Raw genomic sequence first — 20034 nt, 5'->3', positions numbered from 1 at the left:
AAGCTCCCTTCCGTCCGCTCGACTTGCATGTATTAGGCACGCCGCCAGCGTTCGTCCTGAGCCAGGATCAAACTCTCCAAAAAGATGTTTGCATTGCACAGGATGTGCAGGCATCTGCGTTGTCACAGGACGTGACGATCTTAGCAGATGATCCTTTACTCATAAATAAATCAAGAATTAACTGGCATGTATTTTGTTCAGTTTTCAAAGATCAATTTCAATATCGCTTGTTTTTAGCGACCTTATCATCTTATCACTTATCGACAATAAAAGTCAACAACTTTTTCTCTTTTTTCATTTCGCCGACTCTCTCGCTCAGCGACAGGTATTAATTTAACACTTATTCATTCTTTTTGTCAACATTAATTTCAAATGTATTTATTATATGTTTTGATGATAGGCTAAGTATTCCATACATTCATCTTCCTTAGCGACTCTCTTAAACAAATCAAGAAGCCGTACGTACTTTTTTCTCATAGACCGCTTAACCGACTCATCTATCCTTGGGTCTCCAAGGTCCAGCAAAATTTCTTCCATTTCCCTCTTAATCAAATAATAAATTTCTCTTTTTTCATCTTCATTAATTAAAAGCGCCAGCATCTTATCACCCATTTTATATTTATTCGATTCCCCATTATCATCATATTCAAGAGGGCTATTTATTTGTCATAATATTTGTGTACATGCTCATAAAGTTGATTAAGATATCTTTAACGGGGGGAGAGCATGACTTTCTTTTATGCCTTACATGCCAAGAAAACGAAACAGGTTTTGCTATTACTATCTGTTGCCTTCTTTACAGCCCTTTTATTGTTTACCCAGAATTCAACAAGTATTCCCGTCTTTTCTCAAAAAGATTCTCCTAAAGCTATTTATAAGGGAGAAAAGGGAATTGCTTTAACCTTTAATATTGCTTGGGGAGACAAAAAAGCTGCCCAGATTCTTCAAACCTTGATTCGTCATAAGACAAAAGCTACCTTTTTCTTATCAGGATCTTGGGCAGAGCGCCATCCAGACCTTGTTAAAAAGATGGAAGAGCACCACTTTGAAATTGGACTGCTTGGTTATAATTATGTCGATTACCCATCCATGACGAAAGAAGAAATCAAAAAGGACTTATTAAAGGCTCAAGAGGTATTCAAAAAGCTGCAAATTGAGAACGTGAAACTTATGCGTGCCCCAACTGGGTATTTTAACGAGGAAGCCTTAAATGCAGCAAAGGAAATGAATTTAACTTATGTTCATTGGAGTATTGATACGAAAGACTGGAAAAATCCTGGAGCTGATCAAATTATTAAAAAGACAGCAGAAGCAAAAAATGGAGACATCATTCTTATGCACGCTTCTGATTCTGTAAAGCAGACAAACAGTGCTCTTCCCCATATTATCAAAGCCACTCAATCGAAAGGCAAGCTGGTAACTGCTTCTGAGCTGCTGTCTAATGGCGAAGTCAAAACTCAATCTATTCAATAACATGACGAAAAAACGGAGCCCTCAAGCTCCGTTTTTTGCATTCCGAATAACCCCCTGGCTATACTTTGGCAGAGCCAGCAACTGAAAAGCGTTACATGGCACTAATGTAAACAGCATAATATATAACCATTTCGCATCATTCGTCTGAAGTACAGGAATCCATTCGATGGTTGTCACCACAACCATGAAAAATAATGCGGAAATAAACACAGAACTAGTCGATTGCTTGGCCTTGAAATAAGCCACGACTAACCCAATCAGCAATACTAACCCCGCCAAACCAATATAAGGTAAAAGGGAATCGCCGGGATCAGCAAACGCTTGAAAGCGAAAATAAACCAGATCGAACAGGACAAAAGCAATCAGAAGAAACTGAACACTGTTCCAAAATGAGCGGAACATGCTTAGGCCAAACTGGTGAATCGTTAGATAAGCGAAGTAACCCATTTGGCTGACCGCGCTAAAAGTGAAACCTACGAATAAATGCCAGGCTAAAATGGAAGTGATGTTCTTCCAGCCGCCTTCTTGTATAAGTGGAAGCAATTCATCCCACCGAACAAAAAAACCTACAATTGTAGCCGCTAAACCACCGATAATAAGTGTATGTACAAAAAACTTAATCCAATTCCGGATTGACACCTTGCTACCCCCAACTCCATAGTCTGCTCTACTGATTGTATCAACGACCGGATGAAAAATCCAGGTTAACAACGAGCACACACAGTATAAATTCTGGTGTGTTGCTTATATTAACAATAAGAAAAGACCCCTTTGAAAGGAGTTTCACTTATATGTGGAAATCTGTGATCCCGCTTCTCTTCCTTGTCTTTTCTTTAGCAGCTTGTGGAGGGACTGCGGCAGATACCAGCGGTGCCCAAATGGACTACGAAGCGACCAAGAAGATGGTCGTTGATATATTAAAAACAGACGATGGAAAGAAAGCCCTTCAAGAACTGCTTCAGGATGAACAGATTAAGCAGCAAATGGTGATGGATCAAAAAGCCGTTTCACAAACTATTGAGGAAACATTGCTCTCAGAAAAAGGGGAAGCTTTCTGGAAAGAAGCCTTAAAGGATCCGAAATTTGCTGCTGCCATGGCACAGAGCATGCAAAAACAGCATGAGGAATTGTTAAAATCTTTGATTAAGGACCCTGAGTATCAACAGGCCATGCTCGATATCATGCAAGATCCTGAACATGAGAAAAATGTGATGAAGCTTATGCAAAGCAAGCAATATCGGGAACACTTACAGAAAGTAGTTAATGAAACCCTCGAAAGCCCCCTTTATCAAGCCAAAATACAGGACATTCTAATGAAAGCAGCTTCTGAACAGGCAGAAGGCGAGAAGAAAGAGGAAAAAGGTGAAGAGGGCGGAGGAGAAGGCTAGAAGGCAAATAAAAAACAGCCGTTACAAAGACGGCTGTTTTTTTATGATAAATTATTGTTCTAACTTGCGAATGACCTTCTCGGCAATCTCCTGATAGATTTGGCCAAGTTCATGATCTTCTGCATAAATGGACGGAGCAAAATCCTCTTCATTCCAATCCGGCTGCTGTAAAGGAAGACGGCCAAGGACCTCTGTGCGCAATTCTTCTGCCAGCTTGTCTCCTCCTCCGCGGCCGAATACATATTCTTTCTCGCCCGTTTTCTTGCTTTCAAAATAAGCCATATTTTCAACAACACCAAGGATTTCATGCTCAGTACGCAATGCCATAGCGCCCGCACGAGCAGCTACGAAAGCGGCTGTTGGATGCGGGGTAGACACGATAATTTCTTTAGAGCGAGGAAGCATAGAATGAACATCCAGAGCCACGTCTCCAGTTCCCGGAGGCAGATCAAGCAACAGGTAATCCAGTTCTCCCCATTCGACTTCGGTAAAGAAGTTATTGAGCATTTTGCCGAGCATCGGACCGCGCCAGATCACCGGTGCATTATTATCTACGAAGAAGCCCATGGAGATAACTTGTACACCAAAGCGCTCAACAGGGATGATTTTTTCCCCGCGCACTTCTGGACGCTGCTCAATCCCCATCATATCCGGAACACTAAATCCATATATGTCTGCATCAATGATACCGACTTTCTTGCCTAAACGGGCCAGAGCCACAGCTAAATTGACAGAAACAGTCGATTTGCCTACGCCGCCTTTTCCGCTGGCAATAGCGATAAAGGTTGTTTTGCTGTTTGGAGAAAGAAGATCTTCTCCGCCTTGGGGGCCCTGTGTCTCGCGATGCTTAGCCAGCTCTTCTTCCGGAAGGTCTGTAAAACGGATGCCCACCGTATTAGCACCAGCCGCTTTAAGTGCTTCAACAATCTTCATCTGAAGCTGAAGCTGTTCAGGTGTACCTGTTTGAGCAAGCGCCACCTTTACGCTGACATGCTGCTTTTCTTCCTTAATTTTAATATCGATAATACCGTTCGTCTCGGCTAACGTTTTATGTAAAAAAGGGTCTTCTGTTTGGCTTAATATTTCTCTTACTTGTTCCTCTGTTACCATGAATCGCACCGTCCTTTGCTATCGTCATCTTTCCTTTACAGTATAACATAACCTTACATCAAAAAAAGGATAGAGCGTTCTTTCGCTTCTACCCTTCTTCACTATCCCAGTATTTTAAAATGCCTTTATAAATAGAAGCCGCTACTTTCTCTTGATACTCCTCTTTCATTAATTCCCGTTTTTCCTCCGGATTAGACAGAAACCCTATTTCCACCAGCGCCCCCGGCTTATTCGCATACGTTAATAAGTACACATGATTAATGGCTTTTGCTTCTCTATTGGTATTCTCCAAATTTAAAACAAGCTCCTCCTGTATAGCTTTGGCCGCTTTTTTGTTCTCCTGCTTATGAGGAGCATAGAATGTTTGAGCACCTCGCCACTGAGGAGAAGGAATAGCATTTAAATGAATGCTGATAAACATATCCGCTTCCGACTCATTAATCAGCTCGAGCCGCTTTTTTAGATCCTCCGTTTTTCTTCCTTTATAAGAGCGGGTATCTGGGGAAGCTAGGTCTTCGTCCGATTCCCTGGTCATCAGCACAATAGCTCCCTGCTCCTGTAAGTAATCGCGTACTTTATGCGTTACAGCTAGCGCAATGTCTTTTTCTAATGCTTCTTCATCGCCTGCTCCGCCATCAGGGCCGCCATGACCTGCATCCAAATAAATGGTCTTCCCGGAAAGCGGTAAGCTCCACGGATTCCAAGACGTGCGCTCATTTCCCCATAATTGCACAACAAAAATAAGGATGACCATGCTAATTAAAACAGCAAGCATCCTTTTCCACCTTTTCATTCGATTCCTCCTTTCCTCCGTTGTTGCATCTTATGGGACAAGAAGGAGAAATATGAGTAACGTTAAATAAAAAAGAAAGGAGAAAAGCTGCAAAAAACAATGATAACTCTATTCATTTTGGACACCCTAAAAGCAGGGGGTGAACAAGATGGCAAAAGACGTAAAGTGTGAAGTCAATAGCTGTACTTACTGGGCAGCTGGCAACCGATGCAACGCTTCTTCTATTTATGTTGTTAATCGCGCGGAAGCAAATGCCTCTACCTCTGAAGAAACGGATTGCAAAACCTTTGAACCAAAGGTTTAAGTGTTCACTACCGAGAGCGGCTGCCGCCAAAAGGTCGGCAGCCTCCTTCTGCGTGTAAATAAAACCATAATTAAAAGAGTAAAAACACTTATTTACTAACCCAGCCTATGACTAAAAAGACAAGGCATAATCCTTCCACCCTGTCTTTTTAGTCTAATACCAAATTATTACTTACATATTAAAAGCGCTTTTGCTTCTTTCTTGAAGAGTCAGCTTTTTTCCTTCCCGTTTCCCTATTTGTTGTTCCTTGCCCTTCAATTTCAGATGAACCTAAACCAATCGTTGACGGATCTGCTTTCCTTTTTGACATGTTATTCACCTCCAACTGTAGTATTCCTTATTATTGTTCAGGTATGCTGCTTTACCCGAATTAGAATGAACCACTAAAACGGCCATAAGAAAGACTCCCAACCAAAATGGTTGAGAGCCTGACACTCAATTCATACTATTTGTACTTGTGGTTACTGGTCATTCTCATTATGTTCTTCACTAGGCAGCTCCTTTTCCACACGATTTTCATCTGCAAGGTGAAAAGTGATTTGACCAGCCGCTATTCTAGCATTTTTAATTGCTTCTTCCTTCGAATGACCGATTGCAATAACATAAGCATAGCGATGCCCCATTGATGATGCAGGAACTAACATGCTCCCTTTTTTTGGCTTAACATATACAGTATAGACACCCGGTACACTGTTTTGCTCTGCTTTTTCCCGTTATCCTTTTAAGGAGCCCTCCTTTTTTTAATATAGTGTAATGAGCATGAACGTAATTAGATGTCTTCCTACTAAGGTTTGGCCTCTCTCCTAGGTATAGCTTTATGGTCTCCTCTACACAATTGAAGCCATAAGCCGCTTTCAGTATTGTATTCATTGCTCCCCCTGAAATACGCGGGTTTATCTCAATTAGTTTCCAGCTGCCTCTTACAAGGCGTAACTCTAAGTGACAAGTTCCGTTTTCAAGGCCCATGTGCCGTATAATATCCTCCGCTGCCTGCTTTAGGCTTCTTGCCAAATCCGAGTCCTCATCTTTCATAATCGTGTAGCCAGTTACTATAAACCTCAGGTCCTTTGTGATTTCCTGTTCTACCATGCCAGCTATGCTGATGTTTCCTTTATACACAACTGCCTCTACTAGAAATTGCGGACCATCCAGATACTCTTCGATTAGAATAGGGGCACTCGTTTTCTCTCTCATCTGTAAAAATTCCGAAATTAACTCTTTCATTGTAGAAACTTGAACAACATCTTTAGAACCAGTAGATTTTGGGGATTTGATGATTAGCGGTAATTTCCTTTCTAGAATGGCTAACGTATCGGTGTGAATGGTGTCTCCGTCGATAAGGAGGTAATAGGAGTTATATTTACTATCTTTCATTGTCTCTCGAGTTAAGTGTTTATTTTCCATTATTTCTATTGCCTGACAGGAAGTGCGATTGACCCCAAATTCATCCGCTATTTGGCAAGCCACAGAAACAAAGGGATCAACTAAGCTCATAATACTTTTAACATTCAATCCTTTTTCGATTAGATGATCGATCTCCTTCCTTATTGTATCCTTGGAGTTAAGGTTAGTTAATACCATATGGTGAACATCAGGGAACTCTCTTCTTTGCTTTAAAAACTTCTCTCTGTCTGTTAAAAGAACTGTAAAATATCCTAATGATTCAGCAACCTTTATAGCTTCCCTGCTGGATCCGGATTTATTAGCTCCAATGAAAACGATTGTATCCAATGTAATTTTCACCTGCCAAATTGTTATTGGAAAGGCTGCTCTCAGCCATGCATTGTTTAAAAAGGAATTCCATCAGATTTAAACTGCCTGCTCTTCTCAGCTTTTAGGATAGCTTACACATGTTTCTAATGGTGTACTAAGACTTGTCTTTCTTACACCTCAGAATAACGAGCCATATTCCGCTTTACAATTTCCTAAAAAAATTAATCGAATGATTCCAAGTTATAAAAACTAAAAATATTTTCTAGTGAGAAGTCTGACCCCATTGCTTCTTATTGATCATACTCCATGATAATCATCAAACCGCAGGCTTCATAGTATGAAAGATTTCATGGCGAATGCTATTTATTGCAGTTACTTCATTTCTTTAGCTGATGTGGTTTTTACCTTTTTTTAGGGTTGTAATATTTCTTTAATCCCTCACTGATTTCTCTAAGAGATACGCCCATTTGGCTAGAAGCTGCAATAGTAAATAAGGCGTTATACAAATCGCGTTTCTCTAAAGCGGGTAAGGTTATAGTAACTTTTTCTTCCTTTACTTCAATATCAAACGAAATACCCTCAGGTCCCTGCTGGATAGAAGTTGCTCTAAAGTCGCACCCTTCACTTACCCCAATTTTTAGAACCGTCCCTTGAAACCTCTTGATATCCAATAATTTAGAATTAGGGTCATCTCCATTAATAACGAGTATCCCATTTTGGTCCATTCCTTTTATAATTTCTGATTTTGCTTTAGCAGCACCACTTATGCCACCTTTGATATTCTTGGTATGTGCCGGGTCAATGCTTGTAATGATGCTTAAATGCGGCTGAATGAACTGACAGTGCTTTGAAATGTCTCCTTCACCCTCCGTCGAATATTCCAAAACAGCGACCTCATGAAAGGGAGTAATTTGATGAACATGCTTTCGGGTATCTTCATAGGTATTCCAGTTGCCTTTTGACTCAAATACATTTAATTCTTTTCTTAAGATTGAGGCAATCATGTTCTTTGTAGTTTTTGTCCCTACACTTCCTGTAACAGCAATCACAGGCCTAGAAGCATGTAAGGAAGTGTTTTTACTCTGAAATTTTTGCGCGAGATAAATACAATATTTTAAAGAAGTCTTTACTACGTCTAATTCCAAGTAGAAGGTAGGAGGAACTCCCGGATGCCAATTGATTTCATACAGCCAGATTTTTCCCTTTTCATCAATCCCCACATCAATCCCTAGCTCATCAAACGACGTATGGTAAAGTTTATCCATCTCTCTTGAAATAGAAAGAGCAAAAACCTCTAAATACCTTTTCATATTAAAATAGTTCTCATCAAATTCCTGCTTCAGAAAAGGAGCAGCATATAATGTTGCCCCGCCTCTGCTTATACTGGCTTTGATATCATTCAATGGGGCAATACGCGGATAAATAGTGCAGATCTTCCAATTACCACTGCCATCTTTTTGTACATGTAATCTTAGGTCGTATACGTTTGTGACCGTCAAGCAAAAAGACACAATTTCTGCTTGTTAATTTGAAACACTTTCTTGCCCAAATATGGTTGATCTATGTTTCATTCGATAGCTATCTTCATTTAAATGAATGATTTCAACACGATGTAAAATTCTATCTAAGATAGCGGTTGTTATTGCTTGATCTCCTAATAATTCACCCCATTCTTTTGGGCCTTTGTTCGATGTCAAAATAATAGAGGATTGATTATATAGGTCATTAATTAAATGGAAAAACATATTTGCCTCTTGCTTATCCATTGCCATGAACATTAAGTCATCAATAATTACTAAATCTGCATCTCGTATTCTTTTCATTCTTGTTTGTGATTTACGAGTAATCTCTTCTGTTTTTAGGACATGAATAAGTTCACCCATGGTCGTAAAGATGACCTTATATCCTTGATTTAAAGCTTCAATGCCCAATCCTATAGAGATATGAGTTTTACCACTTCCTGGTGGGCCCAATAAAATTATATTGTATAACTGTTCAATCCACGTTAGATCTTTTAATCTATTTAAATGTTTATTACTTAAGGATTTTTGTTCTTTTAAATTAAACTCCTCTAATGTTTTATGAAAAGGGAAGGTAGCCCATTTATACCTTCTCTCCAGTTGCTTTTCTTCTCTTCGAGTTTGTTCATACTTAGCTACATCCAGGAGGAACTGAGTAAAGGTGGAATCCTTTATCTCAGCTTCTCTTATTAATGTAGGAAGATGATTTGCTGTCTCTGTAAGTCTTAAAGATTTCATTAATTCCTGTAACTGACTTAGTTGGCTCATTTAGATTCACCTTCCAAAATAGCCGTATATGTATCAACTTCTCTTTTTTGGGCTTCTGTCTCCAATATCCAATTAGAAATATGACTTATAGATGGTACACTCTCAGCGTTATCGATTATGAGTGTATCACTAGTTTGTCGATAGCGTTTTAAGTACGAAACGACATCGCTAAAGTCTGTTGCACTATAAAGATTTCTTTTCCTACATTCCTTTAATGCTGATGATAAAATCTCCGGGTCGTTTGCTTTTGTCTCTTTCAAGATCATTTGTAATTGGTCTCTAGTGTACCGAGGGTACTTCTCTTTTATAATTTGTAGATATTCAAAAGCCAGTTCCTTATCCTTAAACTGTTGTGCAACTGTATCCATAAATGCTGCTATGCCCTTTGATCGATCACGACTATGTTTCCTATCCTTCATCAATATTCCTCTTCCGTCAGGAATATTATGCTTAGCGATAATCTCACCTGTCTGGTGGTTATAAATGATCAATTCTTTTTCTTCGGTTTCCTTAATACAAACCGTTTCATATTTACCAAACGTCCCCAATGGAAGGGAATAGCGATTAGATAAATAGCGAATAGTATTGTCCTTATGGACACTTCTTGATATACTATTTTCATAGTTATATTTTATATCTAGATTTTTGATGACTGGTCGTAAGTGTTGTCTTTCCAGGGAAAACACGTCGACTGGTCTCTTTTTTGTTGTATTATGAATTTTATAATTCCCAGTTCTATTGAGCCATTCCCAACCTTGTTCATTCCAAGAATCAATGTTATGAAAGACTCGATGTTTGGCGAAATTATGTTTAATAAAACCAACTACATTTTCTATTTTTCCTTTACTCTCTGGATCCGCCTTACGGCAAACGTGAAGAGTAAGATTCCTAGATTCTTTATACTGCTGGAACTCTTGCGTTAGAATTAAATCTCCATGATTCTCACTAACAACTATCAAACTATCTTGGTCATATACCAATTCACTTGGAATTCCCCCAAACCAATTAAACGCATTTTCATGTGCTTTTATTACATCCTGCGTAGTAAAAGGCCTGTCAAGCCATTCCTTATATTTATATCTAGAATTAGATAATACAAAAGCTATAAAGTTTAATTTCACTTCTGTGTTATCAACTGCCTTTTGTTTCGTATGACCAAAATCTACTTGGATTTGCTCACCCATAGGAGTATCAGGTATTGCTTCATATATTCGTGGTGAAGATTCCTTATTAATATGATATTGCTTTCGTAATTCTCTTACATAGGACCGAACGGTACTTTCTCCCACTTCTAAATCCTCGTACTTTTCTTTTAACCAATCCTCCACTTGAGCAGCGGACATATCCGGATGTTCCCTCAACCAGGAAAGGATTATCTTTTTATAAGGATCTAACTTTTTGCTTCTTGTCTGGATTGATTCCACCCATTCAGCCATATCAGAAGGTGACCTTTTTAAATTACGATAAACTGTAGATCTGGATATTCCTAACTTTTTTGCAACCTGTGTCTTACTAAAACCCTTTTTGATTAATTGATGTATTTCCATGTACATTTCCCACTTATCCACCTTTTCCTGCCCTCCATTGAATCGTTTACTGATATAAACATTTTACAATGGAAGGAGTATGATTTTATTAATATTTTTGGGAAAAGTGTTTCATTTTATCTAGCAAAAACTGTCTACTCTAGTTTAGCAGTCACAACGTTACCTAACTTGGTTCTAGAGGTAATAAATTGTTGAACAAGGTACGGTTTGTGAATAACCTTTTTTAATAATGAAATGAACTCCTTTTTAGACAATAGCTTTTTTTCGTTGTCCTGAATAACCTCATATTTGTCTTCTATGCAACTAACGTAAATGATCCCTTCCCCTTTTCGGCCATTTCTAGGTTTCAAGATTGCACGCTTTTTGTCATTTATAAAATCAATAGCAGATCTAACACTCTTTGCTTCCTTTGTATCCGGTAGGTAAGAAGAAAACGCAGCTGACTTACTTAACATATCAAAAACTTTAATTTTGTTACCTACGGGATAACTCGTAAAAGGAACGAGAGATCTTAGTGCCTCAATAATAATCTTTTCCTCTTCTGTGTCCGCAGAACTGTTTGCATTATAAATCACATCAGGAAATGGGGTTTGCTTTTTTATCCAGCCTCCATTTTCATAAAATTTACCCATTATTTTTTTTGCCTTTAAATCAACATCCTTAGGCGTAAAATAAAAAAACTCAATCCCCTCTAGCCGTGCTACCGCAGCGAAAGGATAGGCTTTCAAATTTTTCTTTGGATGCACTCGGTCCAACATACCGACTGTGACCATTCATTATCACCTCTATTCCTCATAAAGAACACTGCATTGTATGAGTAGAAGTCGGTTTTCGTTCAGTTATTGGTAAATTTAGTAATAAATTCATGCATCTTCTATAACAAAGTGAGTTATGGTCCATGTCTATGTATGAAGTAATTTATACTGCCAAGTACTTCTAGCATACAAAAAAGACCCCCAACCAAATCGGTTGAGAGCCTTTGAAAACGCCAAAATTAACGTTTTGAGAAATATACAGATATATTCTAAGTATATTGAATACATCATAATCCATTTATATCAACGTTTTTGGAATTGTTATATGGATAAAAATGTATGAAAAAGGATTGAAATTGACATTACTTGAACCAATTTGAACCACAATTCGTAGATGCTAGTTGAATACTATATGTAGGAGTTATTTTATTCATTGATAAAATTGTTATTATCGTTTTCCTTTTGGCAATTTTATCATAAGAGATAATTCTTCAGTTGCTTTAATTTATTTAATTCCATTTGTTTCATATAATTTTCCATATAATCTAAATCCAAATCACCTTCATCGGTAACAGGCAACATTAGTTTATCTCTTTTTAATCTGTTTTCATTGATCTCACGATTAAAATGGTATTTATATTGCAGTCTGTTTAGTAAAGTTACTATAAACAAATAATGATACTTATTAAAATTTTCATTGCTCAATGAATGTACATGATCGCTTGCAATATACTTATAAGGATGATAAAAAGCATTTCCGACACTGCCACTATTGGCAATCGTTATATCATAACTAGACTTTCTAACACCTTTCTCATTACCAATAAACCCATCAACTCCATTATTAAACGCCGTCGAAGATATATACGGTATGTTTCCTTCAATTTGATTAGCCTTTGTTAATCTTTTTCCACGCTGAATATAAGTAAAAATTTCCGCAACTTCGAAAGGTAACCATTCTTTATCTTTTGGTTTTACATGTTCAACATCTCTTAACTCTTCTGCTAATTGATTGTATTTTTTTAAAACATAATTCGTTACATATTCACGTTTTTTGTTATACATTTTACGCCCAACGTAATCCATATACTCCCAATCAGGCTCGTTTTCATCATTAACTGGCAATAACAAGGTTTCATTATATAATCGATCTGTATTTCTAATATAGCCATAAGAATACCTATTAGATTGATTATTTATTAATGTAACTAGATAATTTCCGATGTTTTTAGTTAACTCTTTAAAACTACCAACAAATACATTTTTCGAAGCTATAAAATCTTCTTGCTTATAAACAGCATATCCTACAGATCCTTCACCAGTAGCGATAAATACAATTGAATTCCCATTCGAAACATGCATTCCTTCAATATAATCCACGAAATTAACAACACCATTGTTATTATAAGCCGCACCTACATAAGGATATTGTTTATCTGAAGATCCCGTTTCAAAACTTGAATTCTTTCCCCGATAAATAGTTGTAAAAATATCCCCGACCTTGAATTCTCTTCGTTTAATTTCACTCTTTGACATTATATTTATCACCGTTTTCAAACAAATATTCTCGATTGTGAAGTACCATGTTCAACTCAAAGCTCAAATAATCTGAAATAGTCTTTTCAAAATCTGCAATTTCAGGAATTTCATCATTAAAGTAATAAAATGAGTGTAGCCATTCATCATCGGATTCAATTTTTGTTTTTACACAGAAATCATTATTTGCCTCTATTCTGTCAAACCAAACATCTAATAAATATTGCTTTTTGTCTTTTGCTTGAGGTGTTTCAACTAATCCAACATGTTTAGAGACTTTATATCCATCGTCAGTAAAATTAATAAATTTACATGTTTTATTCTTGTCATGAGGTATCCCAGTAGTAAATACGGCAATACATGGATTGACACCAAAGTTATAAAAAGTATCCTTATTAAGAGTGATAACTCCTTCAAGTGTATGTTTTTTTAATATGTTCCGTTTGATTTCTTTCTCTACATTGGTTTTACCTGTCATAGAACTTTGAGGAACAATGACTGCTACCCGGCCACCTTCTACGAGTGAGTCAAGCAAATGTTCAGTAAATGACATTTCATACAAATCAGGGTTCTTAGATGAGCCTTGGCTATAAGGAGGATTTAACATACCTACAGTACAGCCTTGAAGTTGGATTTCAGATGGGTTTAATCTCAAGAAATCAGCGTTTTCTAGATTACTTTTCCCATCACCACGTAAGATCATATTAGTTGTAGCAATCGTAAACATATAGTTTTGAATTTCAATACCGTAAATTTGATCTTTTTTAATACTATTTCTTTTTGACACATCATCTTCTTCTGTCTGTTCTAACATATGATGCATTGCAGCTACTAAAAAACCACCTGTACCACATGCAGGGTCTAATACCTTGTCATTTGGTGATAATTCTAGTAAATCACAAAACAAATCTGTAATGTGACGAGGTGTTAAAACAATCCCTAATGTTTGCCCATCTCCACCAGAATAACTCATAAATTCTCCATAAAAACGCCCCAAAATATCTTCTGAAGATTTTGAGTAGACAATGTTAGTATAAACACGATTATATAAAAATTCGGTATAATATTTTAATGGTGTTTTACCTAGTGATTTATTAATTTCATTAATTTGAACAGTATTTTTTATAATATCAAATTGACTCATTAATTTATCTTTTTTAACAGTTGGCGAAACATTTGAACGCTGTAAATTATTTTCTATCGCACTATATATTTTTTGACCATCAGTAACTGTAGTATCGCCAGTTAGAGAATCTATAGAGAAACCTCCATATTCTGTTTCTCTCAATGCTAATAATATTCCTGAAACAATTAATGGTTTGTCTTTATCTTGAATAGCTCCATAATTTCTTAAGTCTTCATGCAATTCTTGAGCATCTTTCAGTATCATTGCCAATTCTTTTTCTTTGTCTGTGTCTTCCTCAAGTACTTCTTTTATGTAATATTCTTGAATGTTTTTATGACTAAATGATATAAATGTTTCAATTTCTGGTAGTTCTTTATGACCACCTCGCTCATCAACAAAGATTGGAGAGATAATATGTCTTTTTTCATTTCCAGAGACACCAATAGCAAAAATCTTCTTAAAGTTGGTGTTTCTTGCAATATGCTTTGCATAATATAATGCACCGTTAACCGCATAATCTCTTATTGAAGATGTTTCTCGAACAATTAAACCATCATTGCTTTTATCTATATGTTTGCTGACACTAGATTTATTTTCAATAACAATAACAAAATCATGCACCACACCAACATACTCTGGTCTCCCAACATTTCCTGTTCCGCTTTTTGACGCAGTTTTTAGTGCCTCATTTATTTCTTTAATGTTACTTCCTTGAGGTGACATTACTTTTCCTAGATTTGCCTCTTTTAATAAATCATATACCCAAAGGTCTGTGCTAGCCTCGTTTTTCATATAATCACCTTTTTATATCATAATATAACAATAATACCAATAACAATAATACCATACGGTAAAAATAGTTGTGAATGTTAATCTATATTCTATTATTGTTCAATAACCTATATATTTAAGTATCTTTTCCTATTAATGTATCTTGAAGAAAAAAAGGAGTCAGTTCTCCCTCTTAAATATAGCCTCTTTCTCTCAGGCTAGTAAAACTGTTATCACTATTTACCACTAGGTGATCCAGTACTTCAATACCTAGTAACTTACCAGCTTCAACTAATCTCTTTGTAACGTTAATGTCTTCCATCGACGGCGTGGGGTCTTATCAAGAGTAAATTACAAAAGAATCATTTAAATCAATACTTTCACTTTGAATACATGTATTTGAAGTGAAAGGTAATTATTTCAAAAATAGTAAAACCTGTATCTTAAATTACTTAATAGTAACATAAGATACAGGCTGATTTTTATTCATTGTTATTTATACAGATAGGTAAGGGTTTGAAGTTATCGCTCCCTTTTCCCCCTGTTCACACCGTACGTGAAGCTTTCACCTCATACGGCGTTCCAACTAATCCAATTCGATTTAATCATCAACACTTTTGATATCATAATACCTTCCGTGTCTCAATTCTTCCGTTTTAATAAGTCGGTGCCTCCCTTGGGAGGTGAACCTCTATTAGTCTCACGAGAACCTTATTAGCCGATAAAGATTTGCCTTGCATGATTAAATGATTCTTCATTAGTCTAGTGGCTATCCCTCCATGTGGATTAGACGTTTCATCGGTACTATGCCACCACTTTCACTGATTTAAAGAAAAGTTATACAATAACTATTGTCATTATTGCTTTCCTTTCCACCGTTTCATTGGGAGTAAGCCCTCCACGTTATCAGCTTACAACGTTGAATTATATCTATTATAGAATGAACTTAGGTGCTTCCTGTAAGCCTGTTAGCGTTCATACGCCTGTAACGTATCATGGACTTTCATATTAGCTAGTCTTACTCATCCACATCTAACCTCACATTTTGGTGACATACACATTTCTATGTATTGTGCTTTTAGACCCGTACATTCAGAAGTTTGTCAGCTTAACCTTTTATTGTAGGTTTATTTGCATTCTCACCATATTCATTCAACCCAAGCATCATGAATTACACCACTCCATCGAGTAGGCTTTCGTCAGCCGAACTGGTACGGTAATTTCTCACGCCTTTTCACCGAGCTTATAACATTATCATTCTTACTAAATCAAATGCTATTCGACTAAGAGAGAACCCTTCCGAGCGTTACCTCTTCATTTGATTCTTCGATATAATCCTTCAATTCCATAAGGAATTGCCTAGCCTTTACCAGAGAGATGTTGCCATCCTCCATTTAAACTAGGAACATTTCGCACAACTAAAGCACCCGTTACTTTAAGTGTACCTCTTCACAAGCATATATTTAAAACCAAATTATTTTTATTCTTTGACAAAAAACCGTCTGGACGGTATAGTATATTCACACTTAAATTTTGGAGGTTATTATGTCTATTTCAAAACATACTAATAAAAAAAGTAATTTATTGACTGCTGCGTCTGAAATTGTGAAAGAAGAAGGTGTTGTAAAACTTACTTTAGAGGCGGTTGCCCAAAGGGCTGGTATTAGTAAAGGCGGATTATTATACCATTACCCTAGTAAAGAAGCATTAATTAAAGGAATCGTGGAGGAATGGACAAATATCTACTTTGAAAGCATTACAACATTAGTTAATAAGGATAGTGAAGAAACAGGAAAATGGAACAGAGCTTATATCAAAACTACATTTTTCGATTTAGATAATAACAACAAAAAGCTAAGCTCAGCACTAATGGCCGCTATGTTTATAAATCCAGATTTATTGGATGAATACAAGCAAAAATACGATATTTTGCATACCAAGTTACTGAACGACGGGATTGATCCACTCAAAATAACAATGGCAAGATTATTGATAGATGGGTTATGGTTCTCTGAAATATTTGGAATATCAACATTAAAAGAAGACCTAAAAACACAAGTGTTTGATGAGCTAATCAAAATAGTACAGGAGGAAGAATAATGCCGTTTTTATATTTAGCAATTGCAATTGTTGGGGAACTTATTGGTTCTTCTTTATTAAAAGCATCTGAAGGATTCTCAAAGCTCTACCCTACCATTGGACTAATAATTGCCTTTGTAGCTTCCTTTTTCTTCTTGTCACTATCATTAAAAACAATTCCTTTAAATACTGCCTATGCAATATGGTCCGGAATAGGACTTGTTGGTACCACAATCATCTCTATTTTAATTTGGAAAGAAAAAATTAACTTTGCGAGTGTTGCAGGTATAATCCTGATTCTTGCAGGAGTTGTAATATTGAATATGTTTGGTCCGGGACATGGAGAATCTAGTGCAAACGAAACTATTATAGCCGAAGAGAAATGAAATAACATAAAAAATCCTTCAAACTAAAACGAAGGATTTTTTATTTATATACGTGTATTTTATGGACTCCTTCTACCACAAACCTGCCCCGTTAGTTTAAGTGCATCCTTTCACGATCTGTCTACAGATTAATAATTAAAACTACTCTTTATTATACAGATCTCCATATAATTTTTGAATTTGGTTCTGTAATTTTTTATTTTCTTTTTCTAATTCCATAACTCTTCTTTTTAAGGTTTTAATAAGGATTTCCTCCGAACGATAACTTTTCTTGGGGTTTGAGACTACATTTGATGTTATTTGACGCTCACGAAGGGATTCGATTCTTTGCCTAATATCGTGTTCCTTATAAAGCCATGATTTAGAAACATTAGCTTCCTTTGCTATTGAATTAAAATTAATAGCTTTACCTTCAATCGAAAATTTAGAAATCGCTTTGTCTACTTTTTCCCTTGTCTTTTGTGATTTCTGCTTCGCCAAACGTACAATTTCTGTTGTATTTCTAACTTGTTTATCCATTGATAATTACCCCGTCAAACTTCCAATGATTTGTTCTAAACGCTCTTTAACACGGCTATTAGTCTCTATTTGTCTTTGCCATTGTTTATCCTTTGCTATGGTTAATAACTCTTCTGTACGCTCTAACTGTTCTTCGTGCTGTGGTAAGAATTGCTTACTGGTACAGAAGTGAGTGCAATCTAAGCATGCATTCGCATGTGGACAACCACCTGCTATTACTGGCAATCTACAATAACCATTTGGAAGCACTTGTGCATTTATATTTTTCTTGAACCATTGAAGCTCTACATCATCGACTTCACTATCATCATCTAGATTGAGCACATCTCCATTATTGGTAACCAGTTTTTCTTGAAATTTAGTAAATTCATTTTTTAGAGTTTCATCAAAGATATGAGCGTATCTGCTTGTCATTTCTGGGCTTTCATGTCCCAAAAATTTCTGCACAATATGCTGGGGAACCCCGTTGTTAATCATTCTTGTTCCTACTGTATGGCGAAAGGCATGGGCATGGAATCTATAAATCTCGCCTGATTTATCCACTATATTTTGCTCATAAGCTAATTTATTTAACTCGCCTCTAAATGTTTCTTGTTTTAATGGCGATCCATCTTTTCTTGGAAAGAGGTATTCACTATCTGGAAATTCCTCTGAAACTTTATCTTCCCGAACTTTAATGAGTAAAGCTACCTCTTTAGATATTGGAACTATATGCTCCTTTTTCATTTTCCATTGATAATACTTTAAAAAGTAATCTCCATCTTTGTCCTCTAATAGACAGCCTTTTTTCAAGGTGCACAATTCACTTATCCTCATTCCACATTCTTGAACAATCATAGTCATCGTAGCTATATATTCGGGTAATTTATCAAGATGACTGTTCAATTGCTCTAGAACGAATTCGTCTATAAAGCGAGGTTTTGCTCTTGGTATTTTCGGATAGTCCTCAGGATAAATTAATATTTTGGAAGGAACATCATCCCATTCTAGCCTAAGAAGGGTACTAAATAGTCCTTCCAATATAGAGATCCTCCCAGTTATTGTACTAGGTTTTATTCCCATCATGTTTAGTTCACTTAAATATGCTTCAATTTCCACTCTCGTTAATTGGTGTACTCTCTGAACTTGTTTAAATTTCATGTCCAGAAAATTAAAGAACTCTTTAAGTTTTTGGGCAATATCACTTACATAGGAAAAGCTATCCATGTTCAATCTCAACTTACAATATCTTTTTACAAGTTGTTTAAAATATGTATTCCGAAACCCTTTAAAGTTAATTGTATATTCATATTGTGTTGGGTTAACCTTATCATCTGGCAAAGGTAAGTTACGTCTATCCCAAACGTCTTTATCCCACTCCTCTCCATCAAAATAAAAGTCCTCATAAAACTCCATAAATTGTTTTAGATTAGTAACATAGTAAGAATTAGCTTTTACAGGTATTTTTTCTTGATTAGCAGTAATCTTATAATTAGTAGTGGTAATTCTAACACCCTGTTTTGTCAAATATGTTCTATACTCCGTCATTGCTTTTTCAATAGGAACTTCAGTAATTGAAGTAATGCTAGGATACTTTAAATCTAAGAAATCTAACATTTTATTAATTACTGTTCCTTTTCTAATCCAGACAGTTTTTGCATTCCATATTCCATTGTTTAAATGGTAAAAATAAAAATATTTCAATTCTGTTCTTAACCACAGATTTTTAACACGTTCAAAACGAACCCAACGATTTCTTAAAGCAGGATTCTTACTTAATTCTATGGCAGAAGGATGTGGACATTTTCTTATATCCCAACTATTATTAGCCCAAAACCCCTGCATTTCTTCATTCATTACAGCTATTTTTTTGCTGATCTCACTCTGACTGATAATTTTCCTTTTACTAGAAGCATTCATTTCTTACGCTCCTTTCTCTCAAGGTATTTATTAAACTCATTTTTCATATCCTGATCTGAAAGATGAACATAGGTATTTAACGTTGTCTGAACATGTGCGTGACCTAATCTCTTTTGAACGAACGCAACATCCCATCCTTCCCTAATTAGCTGCGTTGCGTGAGTGTGGCGAAGCATATGCGATGTAAATTCTATTCCAGTCCTTTTAACTATTCTTCTAACTAGATCAAGGACACTTTGGTACTTTAGTGGTTTCTTGTTTATGGCATCATAAAAATGTAGGTTATGGCACCTAATTTGTGTTGGTCTAAGGGGCTTTACAAATAAAAAAACCACTTGTCAACATTC

Annotated in this window: 21 protein-coding genes, 1 rRNA gene and 1 pseudogene; 5 read left to right on the top strand and 18 right to left on the bottom strand. The window is 36.3% G+C overall.

Annotated features, from left to right (window positions below):
- Both QY97_RS17015 and QY97_RS17010 read right to left on the bottom strand, forming a co-directional pair.
- Nucleotides 1-83 (bottom strand): 16S ribosomal RNA (locus QY97_RS17015); the annotation flags it as partial.
- A 298-nt stretch (nucleotides 84-381) separates the two neighbouring features.
- A complete protein-coding gene (locus QY97_RS17010; protein WP_039230601.1) occupies nucleotides 382-600 on the bottom strand; it encodes a hypothetical protein in 219 nt (72 codons plus the stop codon).
- Between the two features lie 126 nt (nucleotides 601-726).
- Here QY97_RS17010 and QY97_RS17005 point away from each other — a divergent pair, with 126 nt between their 5' ends.
- Nucleotides 727-1473, top strand: coding sequence for a polysaccharide deacetylase family protein (locus tag QY97_RS17005; protein ID WP_039230587.1), 747 nt, complete (start codon nucleotides 727-729; stop codon nucleotides 1471-1473).
- A 21-nt stretch (nucleotides 1474-1494) separates the two neighbouring features.
- Here the strand turns inward: QY97_RS17005 and QY97_RS17000 are convergent, their stop codons facing one another.
- Nucleotides 1495-2112 carry a KinB-signaling pathway activation protein gene (locus tag QY97_RS17000; RefSeq protein WP_039230584.1) on the bottom strand — a complete coding sequence of 206 codons (618 nt, stop codon included), beginning with the start codon at nucleotides 2110-2112 and terminating at the stop codon, nucleotides 1495-1497.
- 152 nt (nucleotides 2113-2264) lie between these two features.
- On the opposite strand from QY97_RS17000, the gene gerD reads away from it, so the two are divergent.
- A complete protein-coding gene (gene gerD, locus QY97_RS16995; RefSeq protein WP_039230581.1) occupies nucleotides 2265-2861 on the top strand; it encodes a spore germination lipoprotein GerD in 597 nt (198 codons plus the stop codon).
- A 51-nt stretch (nucleotides 2862-2912) separates the two neighbouring features.
- Here gerD and QY97_RS16990 read toward each other — a convergent pair whose 3' ends face one another.
- Together QY97_RS16990 and cwlD are read right to left on the bottom strand one after the other, a co-directional pair.
- Complete coding sequence (locus QY97_RS16990) at nucleotides 2913-3971, bottom strand: Mrp/NBP35 family ATP-binding protein (RefSeq protein WP_039230578.1); 1059 nt, start codon at nucleotides 3969-3971, stop codon at nucleotides 2913-2915.
- Nucleotides 3972-4059: 88 nt separating this feature from the next.
- Nucleotides 4060-4764: an N-acetylmuramoyl-L-alanine amidase CwlD gene (cwlD, locus tag QY97_RS16985; RefSeq protein WP_039230575.1), complete on the bottom strand. Its 705-nt coding sequence runs from the start codon at nucleotides 4762-4764 to the stop codon at nucleotides 4060-4062.
- Nucleotides 4765-4912: 148 nt separating this feature from the next.
- On the opposite strand from cwlD, the gene QY97_RS20145 reads away from it, so the two are divergent.
- Nucleotides 4913-5068, top strand: a complete 156-nt coding sequence (locus QY97_RS20145) for a DUF1540 domain-containing protein (protein WP_082090269.1) — start codon at nucleotides 4913-4915, stop codon at nucleotides 5066-5068.
- Nucleotides 5069-5246: 178 nt separating this feature from the next.
- Here QY97_RS20145 and QY97_RS20140 read toward each other — a convergent pair whose 3' ends face one another.
- The 10 genes and pseudogenes from QY97_RS20140 to QY97_RS20130 all read right to left on the bottom strand — a co-directional run.
- On the bottom strand, nucleotides 5247-5378 hold the full coding sequence (locus QY97_RS20140; RefSeq protein WP_082090268.1) for a YuzL family protein: 132 nt from the start codon (nucleotides 5376-5378) through the stop codon (nucleotides 5247-5249).
- Between the two features lie 151 nt (nucleotides 5379-5529).
- Nucleotides 5530-5712, bottom strand: a complete 183-nt coding sequence (locus tag QY97_RS20890) for a hypothetical protein (RefSeq protein ID WP_232506373.1) — start codon at nucleotides 5710-5712, stop codon at nucleotides 5530-5532.
- A 16-nt stretch (nucleotides 5713-5728) separates the two neighbouring features.
- Nucleotides 5729-6799, bottom strand: a complete 1071-nt coding sequence (locus QY97_RS16980; RefSeq protein WP_052729011.1) for an ATP-grasp domain-containing protein — start codon at nucleotides 6797-6799, stop codon at nucleotides 5729-5731.
- 383 nt (nucleotides 6800-7182) lie between these two features.
- The gene (locus QY97_RS20135; RefSeq protein ID WP_083965903.1) at nucleotides 7183-8292 is read right to left on the bottom strand and encodes a YheC/YheD family protein; all 1110 of its coding nucleotides are present in this window, start codon (nucleotides 8290-8292) and stop codon (nucleotides 7183-7185) included.
- A gap of 12 nt (nucleotides 8293-8304) precedes the next feature.
- Entirely contained in the window at nucleotides 8305-9069 is a 765-nt protein-coding gene (istB, locus tag QY97_RS16965) for an IS21-like element helper ATPase IstB (protein WP_039230572.1), read from the bottom strand.
- Nucleotides 9066-10637, bottom strand: a complete 1572-nt coding sequence (gene istA / locus QY97_RS16960; RefSeq protein WP_052729010.1) for an IS21 family transposase — start codon at nucleotides 10635-10637, stop codon at nucleotides 9066-9068. The genes istB and istA overlap by 4 nt, the downstream gene beginning before the upstream one ends.
- Before the next feature lie 113 nt (nucleotides 10638-10750).
- Nucleotides 10751-11389 carry a YheC/YheD family protein gene (locus QY97_RS16955; protein ID WP_052729009.1) on the bottom strand — a complete coding sequence of 213 codons (639 nt, stop codon included), beginning with the start codon at nucleotides 11387-11389 and terminating at the stop codon, nucleotides 10751-10753.
- A gap of 456 nt (nucleotides 11390-11845) precedes the next feature.
- A complete protein-coding gene (locus tag QY97_RS16950) occupies nucleotides 11846-12907 on the bottom strand; it encodes a restriction endonuclease subunit S (RefSeq protein ID WP_039230568.1) in 1062 nt (353 codons plus the stop codon).
- On the bottom strand, nucleotides 12894-14825 hold the full coding sequence (locus QY97_RS16945) for an HsdM family class I SAM-dependent methyltransferase (protein ID WP_039230565.1): 1932 nt from the start codon (nucleotides 14823-14825) through the stop codon (nucleotides 12894-12896). Before QY97_RS16945 ends, QY97_RS16950 begins: the two co-directional genes overlap by 14 nt.
- 172 nt (nucleotides 14826-14997) lie before the next feature.
- A pseudogene (locus QY97_RS20130) lies at nucleotides 14998-15129 on the bottom strand (JAB domain-containing protein); the annotation flags it as partial.
- A 1220-nt stretch (nucleotides 15130-16349) separates the two neighbouring features.
- On the opposite strand from QY97_RS20130, the gene QY97_RS16940 reads away from it, so the two are divergent.
- Nucleotides 16350-16904, top strand: coding sequence for a TetR/AcrR family transcriptional regulator (locus tag QY97_RS16940; RefSeq protein ID WP_039230562.1), 555 nt, complete (start codon nucleotides 16350-16352; stop codon nucleotides 16902-16904).
- Entirely contained in the window at nucleotides 16904-17269 is a 366-nt protein-coding gene (locus QY97_RS16935) for a DMT family transporter (protein WP_039230559.1), read from the top strand. The genes QY97_RS16940 and QY97_RS16935 overlap by 1 nt, the downstream gene beginning before the upstream one ends.
- 141 nt (nucleotides 17270-17410) lie before the next feature.
- On the opposite strand, the gene QY97_RS16930 is transcribed toward QY97_RS16935, so the two are convergent.
- Genes QY97_RS16930 through QY97_RS16920 form a run of 3 tightly spaced genes read right to left on the bottom strand, consistent with a single transcriptional unit; the run spans nucleotide 17411 to nucleotide 20022 of the window.
- A complete protein-coding gene (locus QY97_RS16930; RefSeq protein WP_039230555.1) occupies nucleotides 17411-17788 on the bottom strand; it encodes a DUF6262 family protein in 378 nt (125 codons plus the stop codon).
- A gap of 6 nt (nucleotides 17789-17794) precedes the next feature.
- The gene (locus QY97_RS16925; RefSeq protein WP_039230552.1) at nucleotides 17795-19687 is read right to left on the bottom strand and encodes a site-specific integrase; all 1893 of its coding nucleotides are present in this window, start codon (nucleotides 19685-19687) and stop codon (nucleotides 17795-17797) included.
- Nucleotides 19684-20022 (bottom strand): tyrosine-type recombinase/integrase, encoded by a 339-nt coding sequence (locus QY97_RS16920; protein WP_039230549.1) that lies wholly within the window; start codon nucleotides 20020-20022, stop codon nucleotides 19684-19686. Before QY97_RS16920 ends, QY97_RS16925 begins: the two co-directional genes overlap by 4 nt.
- Nucleotides 20023-20034: the final 12 nt, after the last annotated feature.

It is taken from the genome of Bacillus thermotolerans, from assembly GCF_000812025.2.
GTDB classification, from domain to species: domain Bacteria; phylum Bacillota; class Bacilli; order Bacillales; family Domibacillaceae; genus Quasibacillus; species Quasibacillus thermotolerans.
This window is presented reverse-complemented; position numbering and strand designations above follow the sequence as displayed.